10 protein-coding genes and 1 tRNA gene are annotated in these 14,518 nt (G+C 72.1%); 3 read left to right on the top strand and 8 right to left on the bottom strand.

Annotated features, from left to right (window positions below):
- Nucleotides 1–582 precede the first annotated feature (582 nt).
- The 6 genes from RBXJA2T_RS17305 to hemC all read right to left on the bottom strand — a co-directional run bounded on the left by RBXJA2T_RS17305 (nucleotide 583) and on the right by hemC (nucleotide 6,932).
- Nucleotides 583–2,163: a tetratricopeptide repeat protein gene (locus RBXJA2T_RS17305; protein WP_009858721.1), complete on the bottom strand. Its 1,581-nt coding sequence runs from the start codon at nucleotides 2,161–2,163 to the stop codon at nucleotides 583–585.
- 570 nt (nucleotides 2,164–2,733) lie between these two features.
- A tRNA-Arg gene (locus RBXJA2T_RS17300) sits at nucleotides 2,734–2,810 on the bottom strand.
- 30 nt (nucleotides 2,811–2,840) lie between these two features.
- Nucleotides 2,841–4,094 carry a heme biosynthesis HemY N-terminal domain-containing protein gene (locus RBXJA2T_RS17295; RefSeq protein ID WP_009858720.1) on the bottom strand — a complete coding sequence of 418 codons (1,254 nt, stop codon included), beginning with the start codon at nucleotides 4,092–4,094 and terminating at the stop codon, nucleotides 2,841–2,843.
- Between the two features lie 17 nt (nucleotides 4,095–4,111).
- Nucleotides 4,112–5,194 carry a uroporphyrinogen-III C-methyltransferase gene (locus RBXJA2T_RS17290; protein WP_009858719.1) on the bottom strand — a complete coding sequence of 361 codons (1,083 nt, stop codon included), beginning with the start codon at nucleotides 5,192–5,194 and terminating at the stop codon, nucleotides 4,112–4,114.
- A gap of 32 nt (nucleotides 5,195–5,226) precedes the next feature.
- Nucleotides 5,227–6,000, bottom strand: coding sequence for a uroporphyrinogen-III synthase (locus RBXJA2T_RS17285; protein WP_009858718.1), 774 nt, complete (start codon nucleotides 5,998–6,000; stop codon nucleotides 5,227–5,229).
- 2 nt (nucleotides 6,001–6,002) lie between these two features.
- Nucleotides 6,003–6,932, bottom strand: coding sequence for a hydroxymethylbilane synthase (gene hemC, locus RBXJA2T_RS17280; protein WP_009858717.1), 930 nt, complete (start codon nucleotides 6,930–6,932; stop codon nucleotides 6,003–6,005).
- A 69-nt stretch (nucleotides 6,933–7,001) separates the two neighbouring features.
- Here hemC and ppc point away from each other — a divergent pair, with 69 nt between their 5' ends.
- Nucleotides 7,002–9,833: a phosphoenolpyruvate carboxylase gene (gene ppc / locus RBXJA2T_RS17275; protein WP_237704900.1), complete on the top strand. Its 2,832-nt coding sequence runs from the start codon at nucleotides 7,002–7,004 to the stop codon at nucleotides 9,831–9,833.
- Between the two features lie 27 nt (nucleotides 9,834–9,860).
- Here ppc and RBXJA2T_RS17270 read toward each other — a convergent pair whose 3' ends face one another.
- Both RBXJA2T_RS17270 and RBXJA2T_RS17265 read right to left on the bottom strand, forming a co-directional pair.
- Nucleotides 9,861–10,592 (bottom strand): LytR/AlgR family response regulator transcription factor, encoded by a 732-nt coding sequence (locus RBXJA2T_RS17270; protein ID WP_009858715.1) that lies wholly within the window; start codon nucleotides 10,590–10,592, stop codon nucleotides 9,861–9,863.
- A 9-nt stretch (nucleotides 10,593–10,601) separates the two neighbouring features.
- Nucleotides 10,602–11,723: a sensor histidine kinase gene (locus RBXJA2T_RS17265; RefSeq protein WP_009858714.1), complete on the bottom strand. Its 1,122-nt coding sequence runs from the start codon at nucleotides 11,721–11,723 to the stop codon at nucleotides 10,602–10,604.
- A 54-nt stretch (nucleotides 11,724–11,777) separates the two neighbouring features.
- Between RBXJA2T_RS17265 and argH the strand changes: the two genes are divergently transcribed.
- Together argH and dinB are read left to right on the top strand one after the other, a co-directional pair.
- Nucleotides 11,778–13,178, top strand: coding sequence for an argininosuccinate lyase (gene argH / locus RBXJA2T_RS17260; RefSeq protein WP_009858713.1), 1,401 nt, complete (start codon nucleotides 11,778–11,780; stop codon nucleotides 13,176–13,178).
- A gap of 23 nt (nucleotides 13,179–13,201) precedes the next feature.
- Entirely contained in the window at nucleotides 13,202–14,500 is a 1,299-nt protein-coding gene (gene dinB, locus RBXJA2T_RS17255) for a DNA polymerase IV (protein WP_009858712.1), read from the top strand.
- Nucleotides 14,501–14,518: the final 18 nt, after the last annotated feature.

Raw genomic sequence — 14,518 nt, 5'->3', positions numbered from 1 at the left:
TCGAAGTCTTGCGACTTCTTGGCACTCGCCTTCAAACGCCCACGCTTATCGGCTGTATGTTGTTAAAGAACTTCGCTGCTTTCGCTGCGTCGCTGTTTGTTCAGCGAAGACCGAGATTCTGACATTCTTTTTAAACCCTGTCAAGCACTCGGCTTTTCCGCTTTTCGTCGAAACCCTTTTCAGAGTTTCTCCGGCACCGCTTCTTTCGAAGCACCACCGTCGATCAGCGGAGCCTGTGACTGTAGCACGGCTCCAAAACCGATTGCAAGCGGTTCAACGATAAAAGTTTGCAGGACACCGTCACCGACGTCGACAGCGGCCAGCCATGACCTAGCCCCGCTGACCCGAGAGCCCTGCCCGATCCGGCCCCGCGGCGACAGGGACAGGTCGCCACGCCGCCGCGACTGCGGCGCCCTCCCCCACTCTTCCCGCCGGAGGCACCTTGCAGAAGCACCTCGCGGACCCAAAGGCGCACCTCGGGTCCGCGTACGTCTCGCGAGTCAGCGACTGCACGACACAAGCGTAGGCACAGCCCTGCCGGCACAGCACGCCCGAGCATCGCACCCGCACGCTGGACACGACTCAGCAGGCCCCCGAGTCCCACTCGAGCTGGCTGGTCAGCGGATTGAAACGCTGGCGCGCCTGGAAGCGGACCTTGCGTCCGCTGTCGTAGGTGCGATAGCAGTCGCCGTTGACACAGCGGGTGTTGCAGGTCGTCACGCCCGGGCGGGCGGCCGGGCGCGCCGGATAGAGACCGTCGGCCGACGCCGGGCGCGCCGGGGCCGGGGCTTCGGCCTTCACCCGGGGCGCACCCATCGCAGAGCCCGGCTTCCAAGCGCGCGCCAGGCGCTGCCCATCCTGAAGTTGAGCCTTGCTCAACCGCGCGGCGAGCGCGTTGCGCTCTTCCGCCGCATCGGGATGCGGCGTGTCGGCACTGGCCGCGAGGTTGAGCCACGCGTAGGCCTGGATCGGGCTCGCAGGGAGCCCTTCGCCGTCGCGCAGCATCAGCGCGATGTTTCGCTGCCCCCAGGCATTGCCCTGGCGCGCCGAGAGCTCGTACCAGCGCGCGGCTTCGCTCGCGTCCTGTCGCACGCCGTCACCCAGTTCATATAGGAGGCCGAGGTTGTTCTGCGCGTCCGAGTCGCCCTGTTCGGCAGCCTTGAGATACCAGGCGGCAGCCTCGCGAGGACTCTTCTCGACACCTTCGCCGCTGGCATACGCATAGGCAAGCTTGAACTGGGCACGCGCGCGCCCCTGTTCGGCCGCCTTGCGATACCAGACGACCGCCTCGTGGGCGTCCTTGGCCACGCCATCGCCGCCGGCCAGGGCGACACCGAGAAGGTACTGGGCGCGAGGCTCACCCTGTTCTGCGGCCTTGCGATACCAAGCCGCCGCCTGCTCCGGATCCTTCGTCACGCCGAGACCCGAGGCCAGCAGAACCCCAAGATTGGCTTGCGCCATCGCGAGACCCTGCTCTGCCGCGTACCGGTACCAGACGACCGCCTGGACGTAGTCCTGAGGCAGACCCTGCCCTCGCTCTGACATCCAGCCGATCCAGTTCTGCGCATCGGCGTCACCCTGGTCCGCCGACTTGCGGAACCAGCCCGCGGCCGCGGCCACATCCTTCTTGACGCCACTGCCATTGAACAGCAGCCGACCGAAGTTGCGCTGCGCGATGGCATCACCCCGCTCGGCCGCCCAGCGGTACCAACGGGACGCCTCGCCGACACTCTTCTGGACGCCGAGCCCCTGCTCGTGCAGCCAGCCGATCCAGTTCCCGGCTGCGAGGTGCCCCTGGTCCGCGGCCTTGCGGAACCACGAGGCCGCCTGCGCGTAGTCCTGCGGCAGCCCCTCGCCCTTCACGTACAGATAGGCAACGCCATACTGGGACGCGCCATGGCCCTGCAGGGCCGCCTTGCGATACCAGGCCGCGGCGTCCTCGCGGCTCCGCTGGACGCAGACGCCGTCGTAGTACGCACCGGCCAGTGCGTTCTGATAAGAGGCATCGCCGGACTCGGCGCCGCGACGCAGCTCCTCGAGCGCAGTCGTGCAATCGCCTTTGCCCATGCGCTCGTACCAGTCGCCGGCGGACTCGGCGCTGGCCGGCATGGCGGAAACGGACAGCAGCGCCAACAGCGTGACGACGACGTTCTTGGTATTCATGTTTTCTCCCTCGGTTCGTGGCAGGCGCCCGAGTCGCCTCGGCGCCAGGCGGATGCAGCCGCCAGAAGACACGGACGGAGGCAACGTTGGTCACCGCGAGGCCACGACGCAGGTCACAGCCGATGGCCTCAAACATCAGCGGCATCCGTCCAATGTCGATGCCAAGCGGCAGGAAGACGAGCACCCGACCGGCGGCACTGCCCGCTACCCCGGCCCGGCATCGGCGATGCGGCAAAGACGGACGCCCTGGTATCGGCGACGCCATGACCGGATTAACCGGCACGACGAACACGGTTTGACGCAGATGAACGGGGGCCGGCGACGGCGACACGAAAGGCGCCACGACGTCATTCATCGAGTGGACGCACGCGCAACCACGCGAACAGCAGCAGGATCCGCTCAAAGCCGATCGGCAACGGGCTACCGAGCATGCCCCGAGCACCGACCGAGGCCGGTCGCCGAAGCGAAGTCACACGCGACAGCACGTGTGCCGTGCGGCACGCAGAACCCACAGGACAAAGAAAACGGGTTAGCCCTTTCGGAGCTAACCCGTTTTCTAGAACGTAGTTCTGGTGCGGCTGGCAGGAATCGAACCCACGACCCCTTGGTTCGTAGCCAAGTACTCTATCCAGCTGAGCTACAGCCGCGAAGAAAGAAACTATAGCACGTTTTTTCGATTAGTCCAGCCCCGCAGCAAAATTTTCGCAATCACGTGCACGATCCTCGTCCGACTCCTCGCGCGCGAGGCGCGCCAGCAGGCGCCAGCAGCGGCGACGCGCCATGGACGACAGCGCCGGCGAACCCGCCGCCTGCTCGAGCAGACGGCGCGCCTTGCCCCACAGCTGGCGCTCGGCATACACCGTGCCGACGGCCGCCACCACGGCCGGCTCGTGGGCGTGGGCGGCCGCGGCCTGTTCCAAACGCGGCAGCCAATCGCTGCCGACGCCGGCGACACAGTCGATCAGCGCCAGCGCGATCTCCTCGCGCTCGTCGCGCGCCAGTTCACCGGCGCGCTCCCAGAACGGCCGCAACCAGTCGCGACCGGTGTCGACGGCACCCAGCGCGGCCGCACGGCGCGCCGCCCGGGCGACGACGATCGCGTCGCGCCGGTCGGCGGCGTCGAACTCGTCCCACAGCTGGCGAAGCTGCTGCGTGTCGTGAACCCCCTCCAGCGCCTCGAAGGCCAGCGAGCGCAGCAGGCCCAGCGCCGCCACCGGCGAAAAGCCCTGGTGCTTGGCCAGCAGACGCGCAGTGTGCAGCGCCTCCAGCGGCCGCCGCGCCAGGCGGCAAGCCTGCAGCTTCAGACGCAGGGCCTGGGTGCGGCGGGCGACGCCCGGGGGCAGCTCGGCCAGCAACTCCAGCGCACGGCCGGCGTCGCGGTCATCGAGCGCCCACTCGGCAGCCAGCAGCCGGGCGCCGTCGTCGACGCTGCGGCCGGCGCCGACACCGCCCTTGCGGCCCGCCACCGGCATCTGGCGAAGCAGTTCGTCGCGCCGCGTGCGGTCCTGAAGGCGATGCAGGCTGCCGGCGGCCAGCAGATGGGCCAGCACCGAGAACTCGGCGTCGGCGCGCAGCTCGGGCGAATCCTGCTGGATCGCGATCGCCCGCGAGGCCGCCTTGTGGGCCCGGCTGTAGCGGGCGCTGAAATACTCGGCCAGGGCCTCGCGCAGCGCCGCTTGCGCCAGACGCTCGCGGCGCAGCGCGCGCCATTCGCCGGCGCGCTTGGGCAAGGTGACCAAGGCATTGACCGCCTGCGCCGCCGACGTGATCGCGAACGCGCCGCCAACCACGATCAGCACGAACAGGTTCAGCGACAGGTCGGTGCGCCAGCCACGCCAGTAGATCGTGACGACGCCGTCATTGCTGCCCAGCGTGGTCGCGGCAACGACCGCCACCACGCACAGCAGCACGAGCCAGATGACGATGCGCATCGCGGTCGCCCCGGCCCTCAGCGTCCGGCCGCCACCGTCGCGATCGCGGCCAGCGTGGCGTCGGGCCGCGGCACCGTGGCCACGCGCGCCTGCGATTGCACCTGGCGCACCAGCTCGAGCGTCGCCGCGACGCGGCGCGACTGCGGGTCGAAATAGCGGTCGAGCGCCGACAAGGCGTCACGCAGGTCGGACTGCGCCGTGTCGAACTGGCGCGACAGCAGCGCCAGACGGGCATTGAGCAGGCGCAGCTTGAGGTTCTCGCGCAGGAACCAGGTCTGCTCGGGCGCGACCAGCATGGCCTCGGGGTGCTCGATGCGCGTCACGCGCACCAGTTCACGCACCTCCTGCCAGATCGTCCCGGCCACCAGCTTCCAGCGTTCGCCCCAGGGCAGCCCGGACGCGGCCGCCTCGGCCGACGACGCGCCGGAGGCGGGCGCCGGTGCCGCCGTCGCGGCCGGGCGCGCCGCGGACCGGCGATGGTCGACCGCCGACAGCAACGGAAGCTCGTCGACCGTGCGGATCGCCTCGTCGAGCCGGATCGCCAGCAGCGCCAGGTCGGCGCCACCGACGGAGCGGGCGCGGTCCAGGTCCTGGGCAAGCGCCCGGCGCACCCGCTCCAGGCGGGGTTCCTTGTAGCGCGCCAGCCGTTCGTCGGCCTGCTTGAGCGTGGCCACCAGCGGCTCGGCGCTGCCGGTGATCGCGGTCTGCTGCATCGCGACGCGGATCGCGTTCTCGACGTCGGCGAGCACGTTCTCGTCGCGGGAGCGGGCCAGCGACTGGATGAGGTCCTCGAGCTGGCCGCGCTGGATCGTCGACTCGGCGACCCGCGCCTCGAGCACTGCCAGCTTGGCCGCCGCGTCACGCGCGACGTCCTGCGCGGACCGTGCGGCGACGCGGGCCTCGGCAGCCTCGGCGCCGGCGTCCTGCTGGCGCTTGACGAGCTCGGTCTCCAGCGCCTTCACGCGCTGCTGGGTGTTCCAGGCGAGCACGCCGGCCGCCGTGGCCAGCGCGGCCAGCACGGCGGCGGCAGTCGCGATCCAGCGCGCCGGCAGCAACGGCGCGGCGGCGGCCACGGGCACCGGCGCGGGGGCCGGCGGCACCGGGTCTGGAGAAGGGGGCGAGACGGGCTCGGTCACAGGGACGCCGATTCTATCGGCGGCCTGCGCGAGGCCCATTCGGCCACCACCTCGACGGAGGGCGGCAGCTCGGCCACATCGGCGAAGCCCAGCGCCCTCGCCGCCGCGGCGATGCGCGGATGCGAAGCGACGGCGCGCGAACGCGACCAGTCGGCACCGGGCGCCAGGGCACGCAGGTGGCCGACGGCCTCGCTGCTGCTGAAATGCCACAGGTGCTCGTGCGGGAAGGCGAGCGCGGCATCGAGCAGCGCCCGGCCGGCCTCGTCGGGCCGGGGCGGACGGCGGCGGTAGGCGGCAACGAACTCGACGAAGGCACCGCGGCCGCGCAGCGTCTCGGCCAACCATTCACGCCCGTCCTCGCCGCGCACGACGAGCACGCGGCGGCCGGCCCAGTCGCGGTCCTGCAGCTGGAGCCACAGCGCCTCGGAGTCGAAAGCCCGGGCGTCGGCGGCGGGCTCGACCACACGCTCGCCGACGCCGGCCTCGCGCAGCGCCGCCGACGAACCCGGGCCGACCGAGCCGGCCAGCGTCGCCGCCGGCCAGTCACAGCCGGCCGGCCGCAGCGCGAAGAAATGGGCGACGGCATTCGGGCTGACGAACATCACCAGCGCGTAGTCGGCCAGGGACCGCCAGGCCGCACGCAGCGGCTGCGGGTCCTCGGCGGGCTCGATGCCGATCAGCGGCAGCGCCGCGGCGTCGGCGCCCAGATCCTGCAGCCGCGCCACCCAGGCGGCCGCCTGATCCGCCGGCCGGGTGACGATGATGCGCACCGTCAGCAGGCCGGCAGATAGTCGCCGGCGCCGGCCTCGCGCAGCAGCGCGGCGGCATGTTCGCCCAGCGCGCGGGCGCTGGCCTCGTCGGTCGGCGTGCCGGTGACACGCACCTTGATCAGCGGGCGCGTCAGCTCGGTGCTGTGGCCCAGCGCGGCGTCGATCGTCAGCACGCCGTCGTTCCACTGGCCGAAGGCGGCCAGCGGCATCGAGCAGCTGCCGCCCAGCGAACGCGACACGGCGCGCTCGGCGTGGCAGGCCAGGAAGGTCGGCAGGTGCAGGGTCTGCGCCAGCAGCTCCTTCAGGCGGGTGTCGTCCTCGCGGATCTCGATGCCCAGCGCGCCCTGGCCGGCGGCCGGGATCATCACCGAGGTATCGAACAGCGAACGGATGCGCGCGCCCAGGCCCAGGCGCTTCAGGCCGGCGGCGGCCAGCACGATGGCGTCGTAGCCGCCTTCGTCGAGCTTGCGCAGGCGCGTGTCGAGGTTGCCGCGCAGCGGCTCGATCTTCAGGTCGGGGCGGCGGGCCAGCAGCTGCACGACGCGGCGCAGGCTGGAAGTGCCGACGCAGGCGCCCTGCGGCAGCGCGTCGAGGTTCTCGTACTGGTTGGACACCCAGGCGTCGCGCGGGTCCTCGCGCTCCCAGATCGCGGCCAGCGCGAAGCCGGGCGGCAGGTCCATCGGCACGTCCTTCAGCGAGTGCACGGCCAGGTGGGCGCGGCCTTCCTCGAGCGCGGTCTCGAGCTCCTTCACGAACAGGCCCTTGCCGCCGACCTTGGACAGCGCGCGGTCGAGGATCTGGTCGCCCTTGGTGGTCATGCCCAGCAGTTCGACGGCGAGGCCGAAGCGAGCGGTCAGCACGTCGCGGACGTGTTCGGCCTGCCAGAGGGCCAGGCGGCTTTCGCGGGTGGCGATGATGGTGTTGGAGCTCATGACGCAATTATCGACAACGCGCAGGACGTGCCAGAATCGGTAATCCGGTTACGCCTTCTGGGAGCCCCGATGACGCGACGCCCCGCGCCTGCCGCCGCCCTGCGAAAGACCTCGACGCACCATGGTGCAGCCGAGGCCGCGGAGAAGAATCGCCCCCTGGTCGAGGATATCCGGTTACTTGGACGCATCCTCGGCGACGTCATCCGGGAGCAGGAAGGCACCGAGGCCTACGAGCTCGTCGAGCGCGTGCGCCAGCTCTCCGTGGCCTACCGGCTCAAGGCCGACGCCTCGGCCGGGCGCGTGCTCGACCGGCTGCTGAAGAACCTGTCGGCCGACCAGACGGTCAGCGTCATCCGCGCCTTCAGCTACTTCTCGCACCTGGCCAACATCGCCGAGGACCGCCACCACGTGCGCCGCCGCCGCGTGCACGAGCGCGAGGGCCATCTGCAGGAGGGCTCGCTGGCCATGGCCATCGAGCGCCTGCACGCCGCCGACCACCGCAGCGCCGACATCGCGCGCACGCTGGAGCAGGCCTACATCTCGCCGGTGCTCACCGCCCACCCGACCGAGGTGCAGAGAAAGAGCATCCTCGACGCCGAGCGCGCCGTCGCCGAGCTGATCGGCCAGCGCGACGAGCTGCTGACCGACGAGCAGCGGCGCGAGAACGAGGAACTGCTGCGCGCGCGCGTCACCCAGCTCTGGCAGACGCGCATGCTGCGCACCGCCCGGCTGACGGTGGCCGACGAGATCGAGAACGCGCTCGGCTACTACCCGATCACGTTCCTGCGCGAGATCCCGCGGCTGTACCGCGAGCTCGAGCGCGCGCTGCCCGGGCACCCGGTGGCGCCCTTCCTGCGCATGGGCCACTGGATCGGCGGCGACCGCGACGGCAACCCCAACGTCGACGCGCGCACGCTGCGCCGGGCGCTGTCGCGCCAGTGCGAGACCGCGCTGCGCTTCTATCTGACCGAGGTCCACGAGCTCGGCAGCGAGCTGTCGATGAGCGCAATGCTGGCCCCGGTGACGGCCGAGATGCAGGCCCTGGCCGAACGTTCGCCGGACCGCAACGTGCACCGCGAGGACGAGCCCTACCGGCGCGCCCTGGTCGGCCTGTACGCCCGCCTGGCCTCGACGCTGCACGAGCTCACCGGCACCGAGGCGCTGCGCCACGCCGTGGCGCCGCAGCAGGCCTACGCCGGGCCGGAGGAGTTCCTCGCCGACCTGCGTGTCGTCGAGCGCTCGCTGCGCCACCACCACGCCCAGGCGCTGATCGCGCCGCGGCTGGCGCCGCTGATGCGTGCGGTGCAGGTCTTCGGCTTCCACCTCGCGACGCTGGACCTGCGCCAGAGCAGCGACAAGCACGAGGCCGTGGTCGCCGAGCTGCTGCGCGTGGCGCGGCTGGAAGACGACTACGCGGCGCTGGACGAGCCCGCGCGGCGCGCGCTGCTGCTGCGCCTGCTCGACGACGCGCGGCCGCTGCGCGTGCGCGGCGCCGAATACTCGGCGCTGACGACCAGCGAGCTGGAAGTCTTCGAGACCGCGCGCGAGGCGCGCCAGCGCTACGGCCGCGAGGCGCTGCGCCACTACATCATCTCGCACACCGAGGACGTCTCCGACCTGCTCGAGGTGCTGCTGCTGCAGAAGGAGGCCGGCCTGCTGCGCGGCACGCTGGACCGCGACGCCGTGGCCGACCTGATCGTCGTGCCGCTGTTCGAGACCATCGGCGACCTGCGCCAGGCGGCGGCCATCATGCGCGCCTACTACGCGCTGCCGGGCATCACGGCGATGGTCGTGCGCAGCGGCGCCGAGCAGGATGTGATGCTGGGCTACAGCGACAGCAACAAGGACGGCGGCTTCTTCACCAGCAACTGGGAGCTCTACCGCACCGAGGTCGCGCTGGCCGAGTTCTTCGCCGCGCTGAACCGCGAACACGGCATCCGGCTGCGCCTGTTCCACGGCCGCGGCGGCACCGTCGGCCGCGGCGGCGGCCCCAGCTACCAGGCCATCCTGGCACAGCCGCCGGGCACGGTGAACGGCCAGATCCGCCTCACCGAGCAGGGCGAGGTCATCGGCTCCAAGTACGCCAACCCCGAGATCGGCCGGCGCAACCTGGAGACCCTGGTCGCGGCGACGCTGGAGGCGACGCTGCTGCACCCGACGAAGAGCGCGCCCAAGGCCTTCCTCGACGCCGCCGCACGGCTCAGCGACGCCAGCTTCGCCGCCTACCGCGCGCTGGTCTACGAGACCCCGGGTTTCGTCGACTGGTTCTTCGCCGCGACGCCGATCCGCGAGATCGCCGAGCTCAACATCGGCTCGCGCCCGGCCTCGCGCAAGGCGACGCGCGCGATCGAGGATCTGCGCGCCATCCCCTGGAGCTTCTCCTGGGGCCAGTGCCGGCTGGCGCTGCCGGGCTGGTACGGCTTCGGCTCGGCGGTCGAGGACTTCCTCGGCGACGAGACGACTCAGGCGGCGCGGCTGGAGCTGCTGCAGCGCATGTACCGCCAGTGGCCGTTCTTCCGCGCGCTGCTGTCCAACCTGGACATGGTGCTGGCCAAGACCGACCTGCGCATCGCCGCGCGCTACGTCGAGCTGGTCGAGGACAAACGTGCCGCCCGGCGCGTGTTCACGACGATGCGCGCCGAGTGGGAACGTGTCGGCCAGGCGCTGGAGCAGATCACCGGCGAAGCCTCGCGCCTGCAGTCCAACCCGGCGCTGGCGCGCTCGATCGAGCACCGCTTCCCGTACCTGGACCCGCTGAACCACCTGCAGGTCGAGCTGATGCGGCGCTTCCGCCAGCGCAAGCCCGACACCGCCGCCGAGGACCCGGTGGTCGCGCGGCTGCAGCGCGGCATCCACCTGTCGATCAACGGCATCGCCGCCGGGCTGCGCAACACGGGCTGAGCCCCGGGGCGGGGACCGGCGCCGCCCTCAGCCCTCCCCCAGCGCCTCGCGCACCGCGGCGAGCTGGCGGCGCGATACCGCCAGCCATTCGTCGCCCGGCGCGATGCGCACCGCCCAGCCTTCGTCGGCGTCGCGCGGCTCCAGCGCGCGCACCGCGGCGCGCGCGACGATCGCGTTGCGGTGGATGCGCACGAAACCCGGCCCCAGCCGCTGCTCCAGCTCGGCCAGGGTCTCGTCCAGCACGATCGTCTCGGCGGGCGTGCGCAGCAGCACGGCCTTGGCCTCGGCGCGCAGGTACAGCAGCTCGGCCAGCGGCACGCGCCGCAGCCGGCCCCGTTCGCTGACCACCAGCACCGGCCCTGCCGGCGGCGCCGGTGGCGGCGCGCGCCGCGCAGCCACACGCTCCAGCGCGGCCTGCAGCCGCTGCAGCCGCACCGGCTTGGTCAGGTAGTCGACGGCCTCGACGTCGAAGGCCTCGAGCGCGTGCTCGCCGTGCGCGCTGACGAAGACCACCGCCGGGCGGCGCGGCAACTCGTGCAGCGCCGCGGCCAGCGCCAGCCCGCCGCGGCCGGGCATGCGCACGTCCAGCAGCAGCAGGTCCGGCGGCTCGCGGCGCACCAGGGCCATCGCCTGCTCGGCGCTGCCGGCCTCGCCGGCGATCACCAGCGCCGGCTGCGTCACCGCGCCCAGCAGCGTGCGCAGCCGCAGCCGCGCCAGCGGTTCGTCGTCGACGATCAGGACCGACAGCGGCGCGGCCATCGTCGTGCGCTACAGCGGCAGCACGAGGCGGGCGTGAAACTCGCGTCCCTCGCGCCAGACCTCGACCTCGGCGGCCACGTCGTGCAGCAGCTGCAGGCGCTCGCGCACGTTGTCCAGCGCCATGCCGTGGCCGGGCGCCGACGGCTGCTCCGGCACGGTGTTGCTGACGGTGACGATGGCCTGGCCGCGCCGGCGGCAGGTGGCGACGCGGATGCGCCCGCCTTCGGCCGCCGGCTCGACGCCGTGGCGCACCGCGTTCTCCACCAGCGGCTGCAGCACCAGCGGCGGCACACGCGCCGCGCCGGCGGCGGCGTCCAGATCCCAGTCGACGGTGATGCGCTCGCCGTAGCGTGCCTGCTCGATCGCCAGGTAGGCGCGCGCCAGCTCGATTTCGTCGGCCAGCGCGACCGACTCGCCGACCTCGGCCAGCGCCGCCCGGAACAGCTCGGCCAGGTCCTCGAGCACGCGTTCGGCGCGCGCCGGGTCGACGCGCACCAGCACCAGCGCGGTGTTCAGCGCGTTGAACAGGAAGTGCGGGCGGATGCGCGACTGCAGCTCGACCAGGCGCGCGCTGGTGTCCGCCGGCACGGCGCTGCGCGCGCGCAGGTCCAGCCACAGCCACAGTAGCGCGGCGAAGCCGGCGCCCGCCAGCGCGATGCCCGCCAGACGCAACCCGCCGGCCGTGTCGGCCAGGCCGATGGCCACCAGCGGCGCCCAGGCCACGAGCGCGCAGGCGGCGCCGCCCAGCAGCACCGCACCGGCCCGCGCGCCCGAGGACAGCCGCGCCAGTGCCGTGCGCGACGAGCACAGCGCCACCAGCCACAGCAGCGTGCCGCCGGCACCGGCGAAGGCCGCGGCGGCGGCACGCGCCAGCCAGTCGGCGACGTCCGCGGCCTGGGCCAGCGCGACGACGACGAGCACCGTCGGCACCAGCAGCGCGGCGCGGAGTGCCAGCGCCGGCTGGCAGACGTCGAAGGCGGCGGCGAGCCGGGCCTCGTCGCGGGCACGCTGCTCGGCCAGGCGGTCGAAGCGGCTGGGCGTGAACGACAGGCCTCGCCCGGCCGGCCAGGTGTCGTGCCAGACCGGGGGCGACGGCGGGCTGCTGGAGGCGTCGGGGCCGGCTTCGTCCATCGCCGCCGGATAATACGAAGTCCCGCCGCGCCAGCGGCAGCCAGCCTCCCCCGCATGTCAGCGAATCCCCTCGACAACAAGTCCCAGGCCTGGTCGGCGCTGTTCAGCGAGCCGATGAGCGAGCTCGTCAAGCGCTACACCGCCAGCGTCGGCTTCGACCAGCGCCTGTGGCGCGCCGACATCCAGGGCAGCCTGGCCCACGCCGAGATGCTGGCCGCGCAGGGCATCATCGCCGGCGCCGACCTGGACGCCATCCGCCGCGGCATGGCGCAGATCGTCGAGGAGATCGAGGGCGGCCGCTTCGAGTGGAAGCTCGAACTGGAAGACGTGCACCTGAACATCGAGGCCCGGCTGACGCAGCTCGTCGGCGACGCTGGCAAGCGTCTGCACACCGGCCGCAGCCGCAACGACCAGGTCGCCACCGACGTGCGCCTGTGGCTGCGCGACGAGATCGACGGCCTGTCCACGCTGTTCGTCGAGCTGCAGCGTGCGCTGGTCGAGCTGGCCGCCGGCCATGCCGACACCGTGATGCCGGGCTTCACCCACATGCAGGTCGCGCAGCCGGTCAGCTTCGCGCACCACCTGCTGGCCTACGTCGAGATGTTCGCGCGCGACGCCGAACGCCTGGCCGATGTGCGCAAGCGCACCAACCGCCTGCCGCTGGGCGCCGCCGCGCTGGCCGGCACCAGCTACCCGCTGGACCGCGAGCGTGTCGCGCGCACGCTGGGCTTCGACGGCGTCTGCCAGAACAGCCTGGACGCGGTCAGCGACCGCGACTTCGCGCTCGAGTTCTGCGCCTGCGCCTCGATCGCGATGGTGCACGTCTCGCGCCTGTCCGAAGAGCTGGTACTGTGGATGAGCCAGAACTTCGGCTTCATCGACCTGGCCGACCGCTACTGCACCGGCTCGTCGATCATGCCGCAGAAGCGCAACCCCGACGTCGCCGAGCTGGCGCGGGGCAAGAGCGGGCGTGTCGTCGGCCATCTGATGGGCCTGATCACGCTGATGAAGGGCCAGCCGCTCACCTACAACAAGGACAACCAGGAAGACAAGGAGCCGCTGTTCGACACCGTCGACACGCTGCGCGACACCTTGCGCATCCTGGCCGAGATGGTCGGCGGCATCCGCGTCAAGCCCGAGGCGATGGAACGTGCCGCTCGCCGCGGCTACGCCACCGCCACCGACCTCGCCGACTACCTCGTCAAGAAGGGCCTGCCCTTCCGCGACGCGCACGAGGTCGTGGCGCACGCCGTGAAGGTTGCGCTGGGCCGCGGCGTGGATCTTTCGGAGCTGACGCTGGCCGAGCTGCAGGGCTTCAACGCCGCGGTCGGCGAGGACGTCTTCGAGGTGCTGACGCTGGCCGGCTCGCTGAACGCACGCAACGTCGTCGGCGGCACCGCCCCGGCGCAGGTGCGCGCGCAGATCGAACGCCACCGCGCCCGTCTGGGCGCCTGAACGGCGGCGGCGCCGCTGCGCCGATGAAGCCGCGCACGCGCTGGATCGCGCATCTCGACATGGACGCGTTCTACGCGTCGGTCGAGATGCTGCGCTACCCCGAGCTGCGCGGCCAGCCGGTGGTCGTCGGCGGCGGCCGGCGCCACCAGCCCGAGCTGCTGGCCGACGGCAGCCGAAGGTTCGCGACGCTCGCCGGCTACGCCGGGCGCGGCGTCGTCACCACCGCCACCTACGCGGCACGCGACTATGGCGTGCACTCGGGCATGGGGCTGATGAAAGCCGCGTTGCGCTGCCCGCAGGCGGTGCTGCTGCCCACCGACTTCGACGAATACCGGCGCTACTCGCGGCGGTTCAAGGCCGCGGTCGCCGAGATCGCCCCGGTCATCGAGGACCGCGGCATCGACGAGATCTACATCGACCTCACCGAGGTGCCCGGCGCCCAGGACGCCGTCGGCCACGACCCGGCCGGCGGCGTGCGCGCGGTGGCGCAGGAGATCCGCAACAACGTGCGTCGCACGACCGGCCTCAGCTGCTCGATCGGTGTCACGCCGAACAAGCTGCTGGCCAAGATCGCCTCCGAGCTGGACAAGCCCGACGGCCTGAGCGTCGTCACCGCCGCCGAACTGCCGACACGCATCTGGCCGCTGCCGGTGCGGCGCATCAACGGCATCGGCCCCAAGGCCGGCGCCAAGCTGGCGGCGCTGGGCGTGGCGACGATCGGCGACCTGGCGACACGCGAACGCGCCTGGCTGCAGGAACACTTCGGCCGCAGCTACGGCGCCTGGCTGCACGACGCCGCGCACGGCCAGGACGACCGGCCGGTCGTGACGCACAGCGAGCCGGTGTCGGTGAGCCGCGAGACGACCTTCGAACGCGACCTGCACGCGGTGCAGGACCGGGCCCGGCTGACCGCGGTCTTCACCGACCTCGCCGAACGTGTCGCCGCCGACCTGCAGCGCAAGGGTTACGCCGCGCGCACCATCGGCATCAAGCTGCGCTACGACGACTTCCGCACCGTCACGCGCGACCTGACGCTGCCCGGGCCGGTGGTCGACGCCGCCGCCATCCGCCGCGCCGCCGGTCAATGCCTCAAGCGCGTGGACCTGTCGCGCCGGCTGCGGCTGCTGGGGGTGCGCGCTGCCACGCTGGTGCGCGCCGACAGCGCCGCCGCGGCGGCATCCGGCCGTCGCGCAAGCGCCACGCCACGGCGCACCGCGGCCGAGGCCGAACCCGAGCTGCCCTTCCTGGCGGCGACGCCTGCACCAGACCCGCAGGCCGTGGTGAATACCCCGATCGACATCCTCCGAGGAAAGTCGGGATAGCGGCACGGCGATTGAGGC

This window comes from Rubrivivax benzoatilyticus JA2 = ATCC BAA-35 (assembly GCF_000190375.1).
Lineage (GTDB): Bacteria > Pseudomonadota > Gammaproteobacteria > Burkholderiales > Burkholderiaceae_C > Rubrivivax > Rubrivivax benzoatilyticus.
The sequence above is the reverse complement of the archived record's forward strand: the minus strand, read 5'-3'. Positions and strand labels throughout refer to the sequence as shown.

What these genes read in the sequence shown, in the direction of transcription:
- RBXJA2T_RS17305 (WP_009858721.1), bottom strand. Translation starts at nt 2,163, where the DNA reads ATGAATACCAAGAACGTCGTCGTCACGCTGTTGGCGCTGCTGTCCGTT.
- RBXJA2T_RS17295 (WP_009858720.1), bottom strand. Translation starts at nt 4,094, where the DNA reads ATGCGCATCGTCATCTGGCTCGTGCTGCTGTGCGTGGTGGCGGTCGTT.
- hemC (WP_009858717.1), bottom strand. Translation starts at nt 6,932, where the DNA reads ATGAGCTCCAACACCATCATCGCCACCCGCGAAAGCCGCCTGGCCCTC.
- ppc (WP_237704900.1), top strand. Translation starts at nt 7,002, where the DNA reads ATGACGCGACGCCCCGCGCCTGCCGCCGCCCTGCGAAAGACCTCGACG.
- RBXJA2T_RS17270 (WP_009858715.1), bottom strand. Translation starts at nt 10,592, where the DNA reads ATGGCCGCGCCGCTGTCGGTCCTGATCGTCGACGACGAACCGCTGGCG.
- RBXJA2T_RS17265 (WP_009858714.1), bottom strand. Translation starts at nt 11,723, where the DNA reads ATGGACGAAGCCGGCCCCGACGCCTCCAGCAGCCCGCCGTCGCCCCCG.
- argH (WP_009858713.1), top strand. Translation starts at nt 11,778, where the DNA reads ATGTCAGCGAATCCCCTCGACAACAAGTCCCAGGCCTGGTCGGCGCTG.
- dinB (WP_009858712.1), top strand. Translation starts at nt 13,202, where the DNA reads ATGAAGCCGCGCACGCGCTGGATCGCGCATCTCGACATGGACGCGTTC.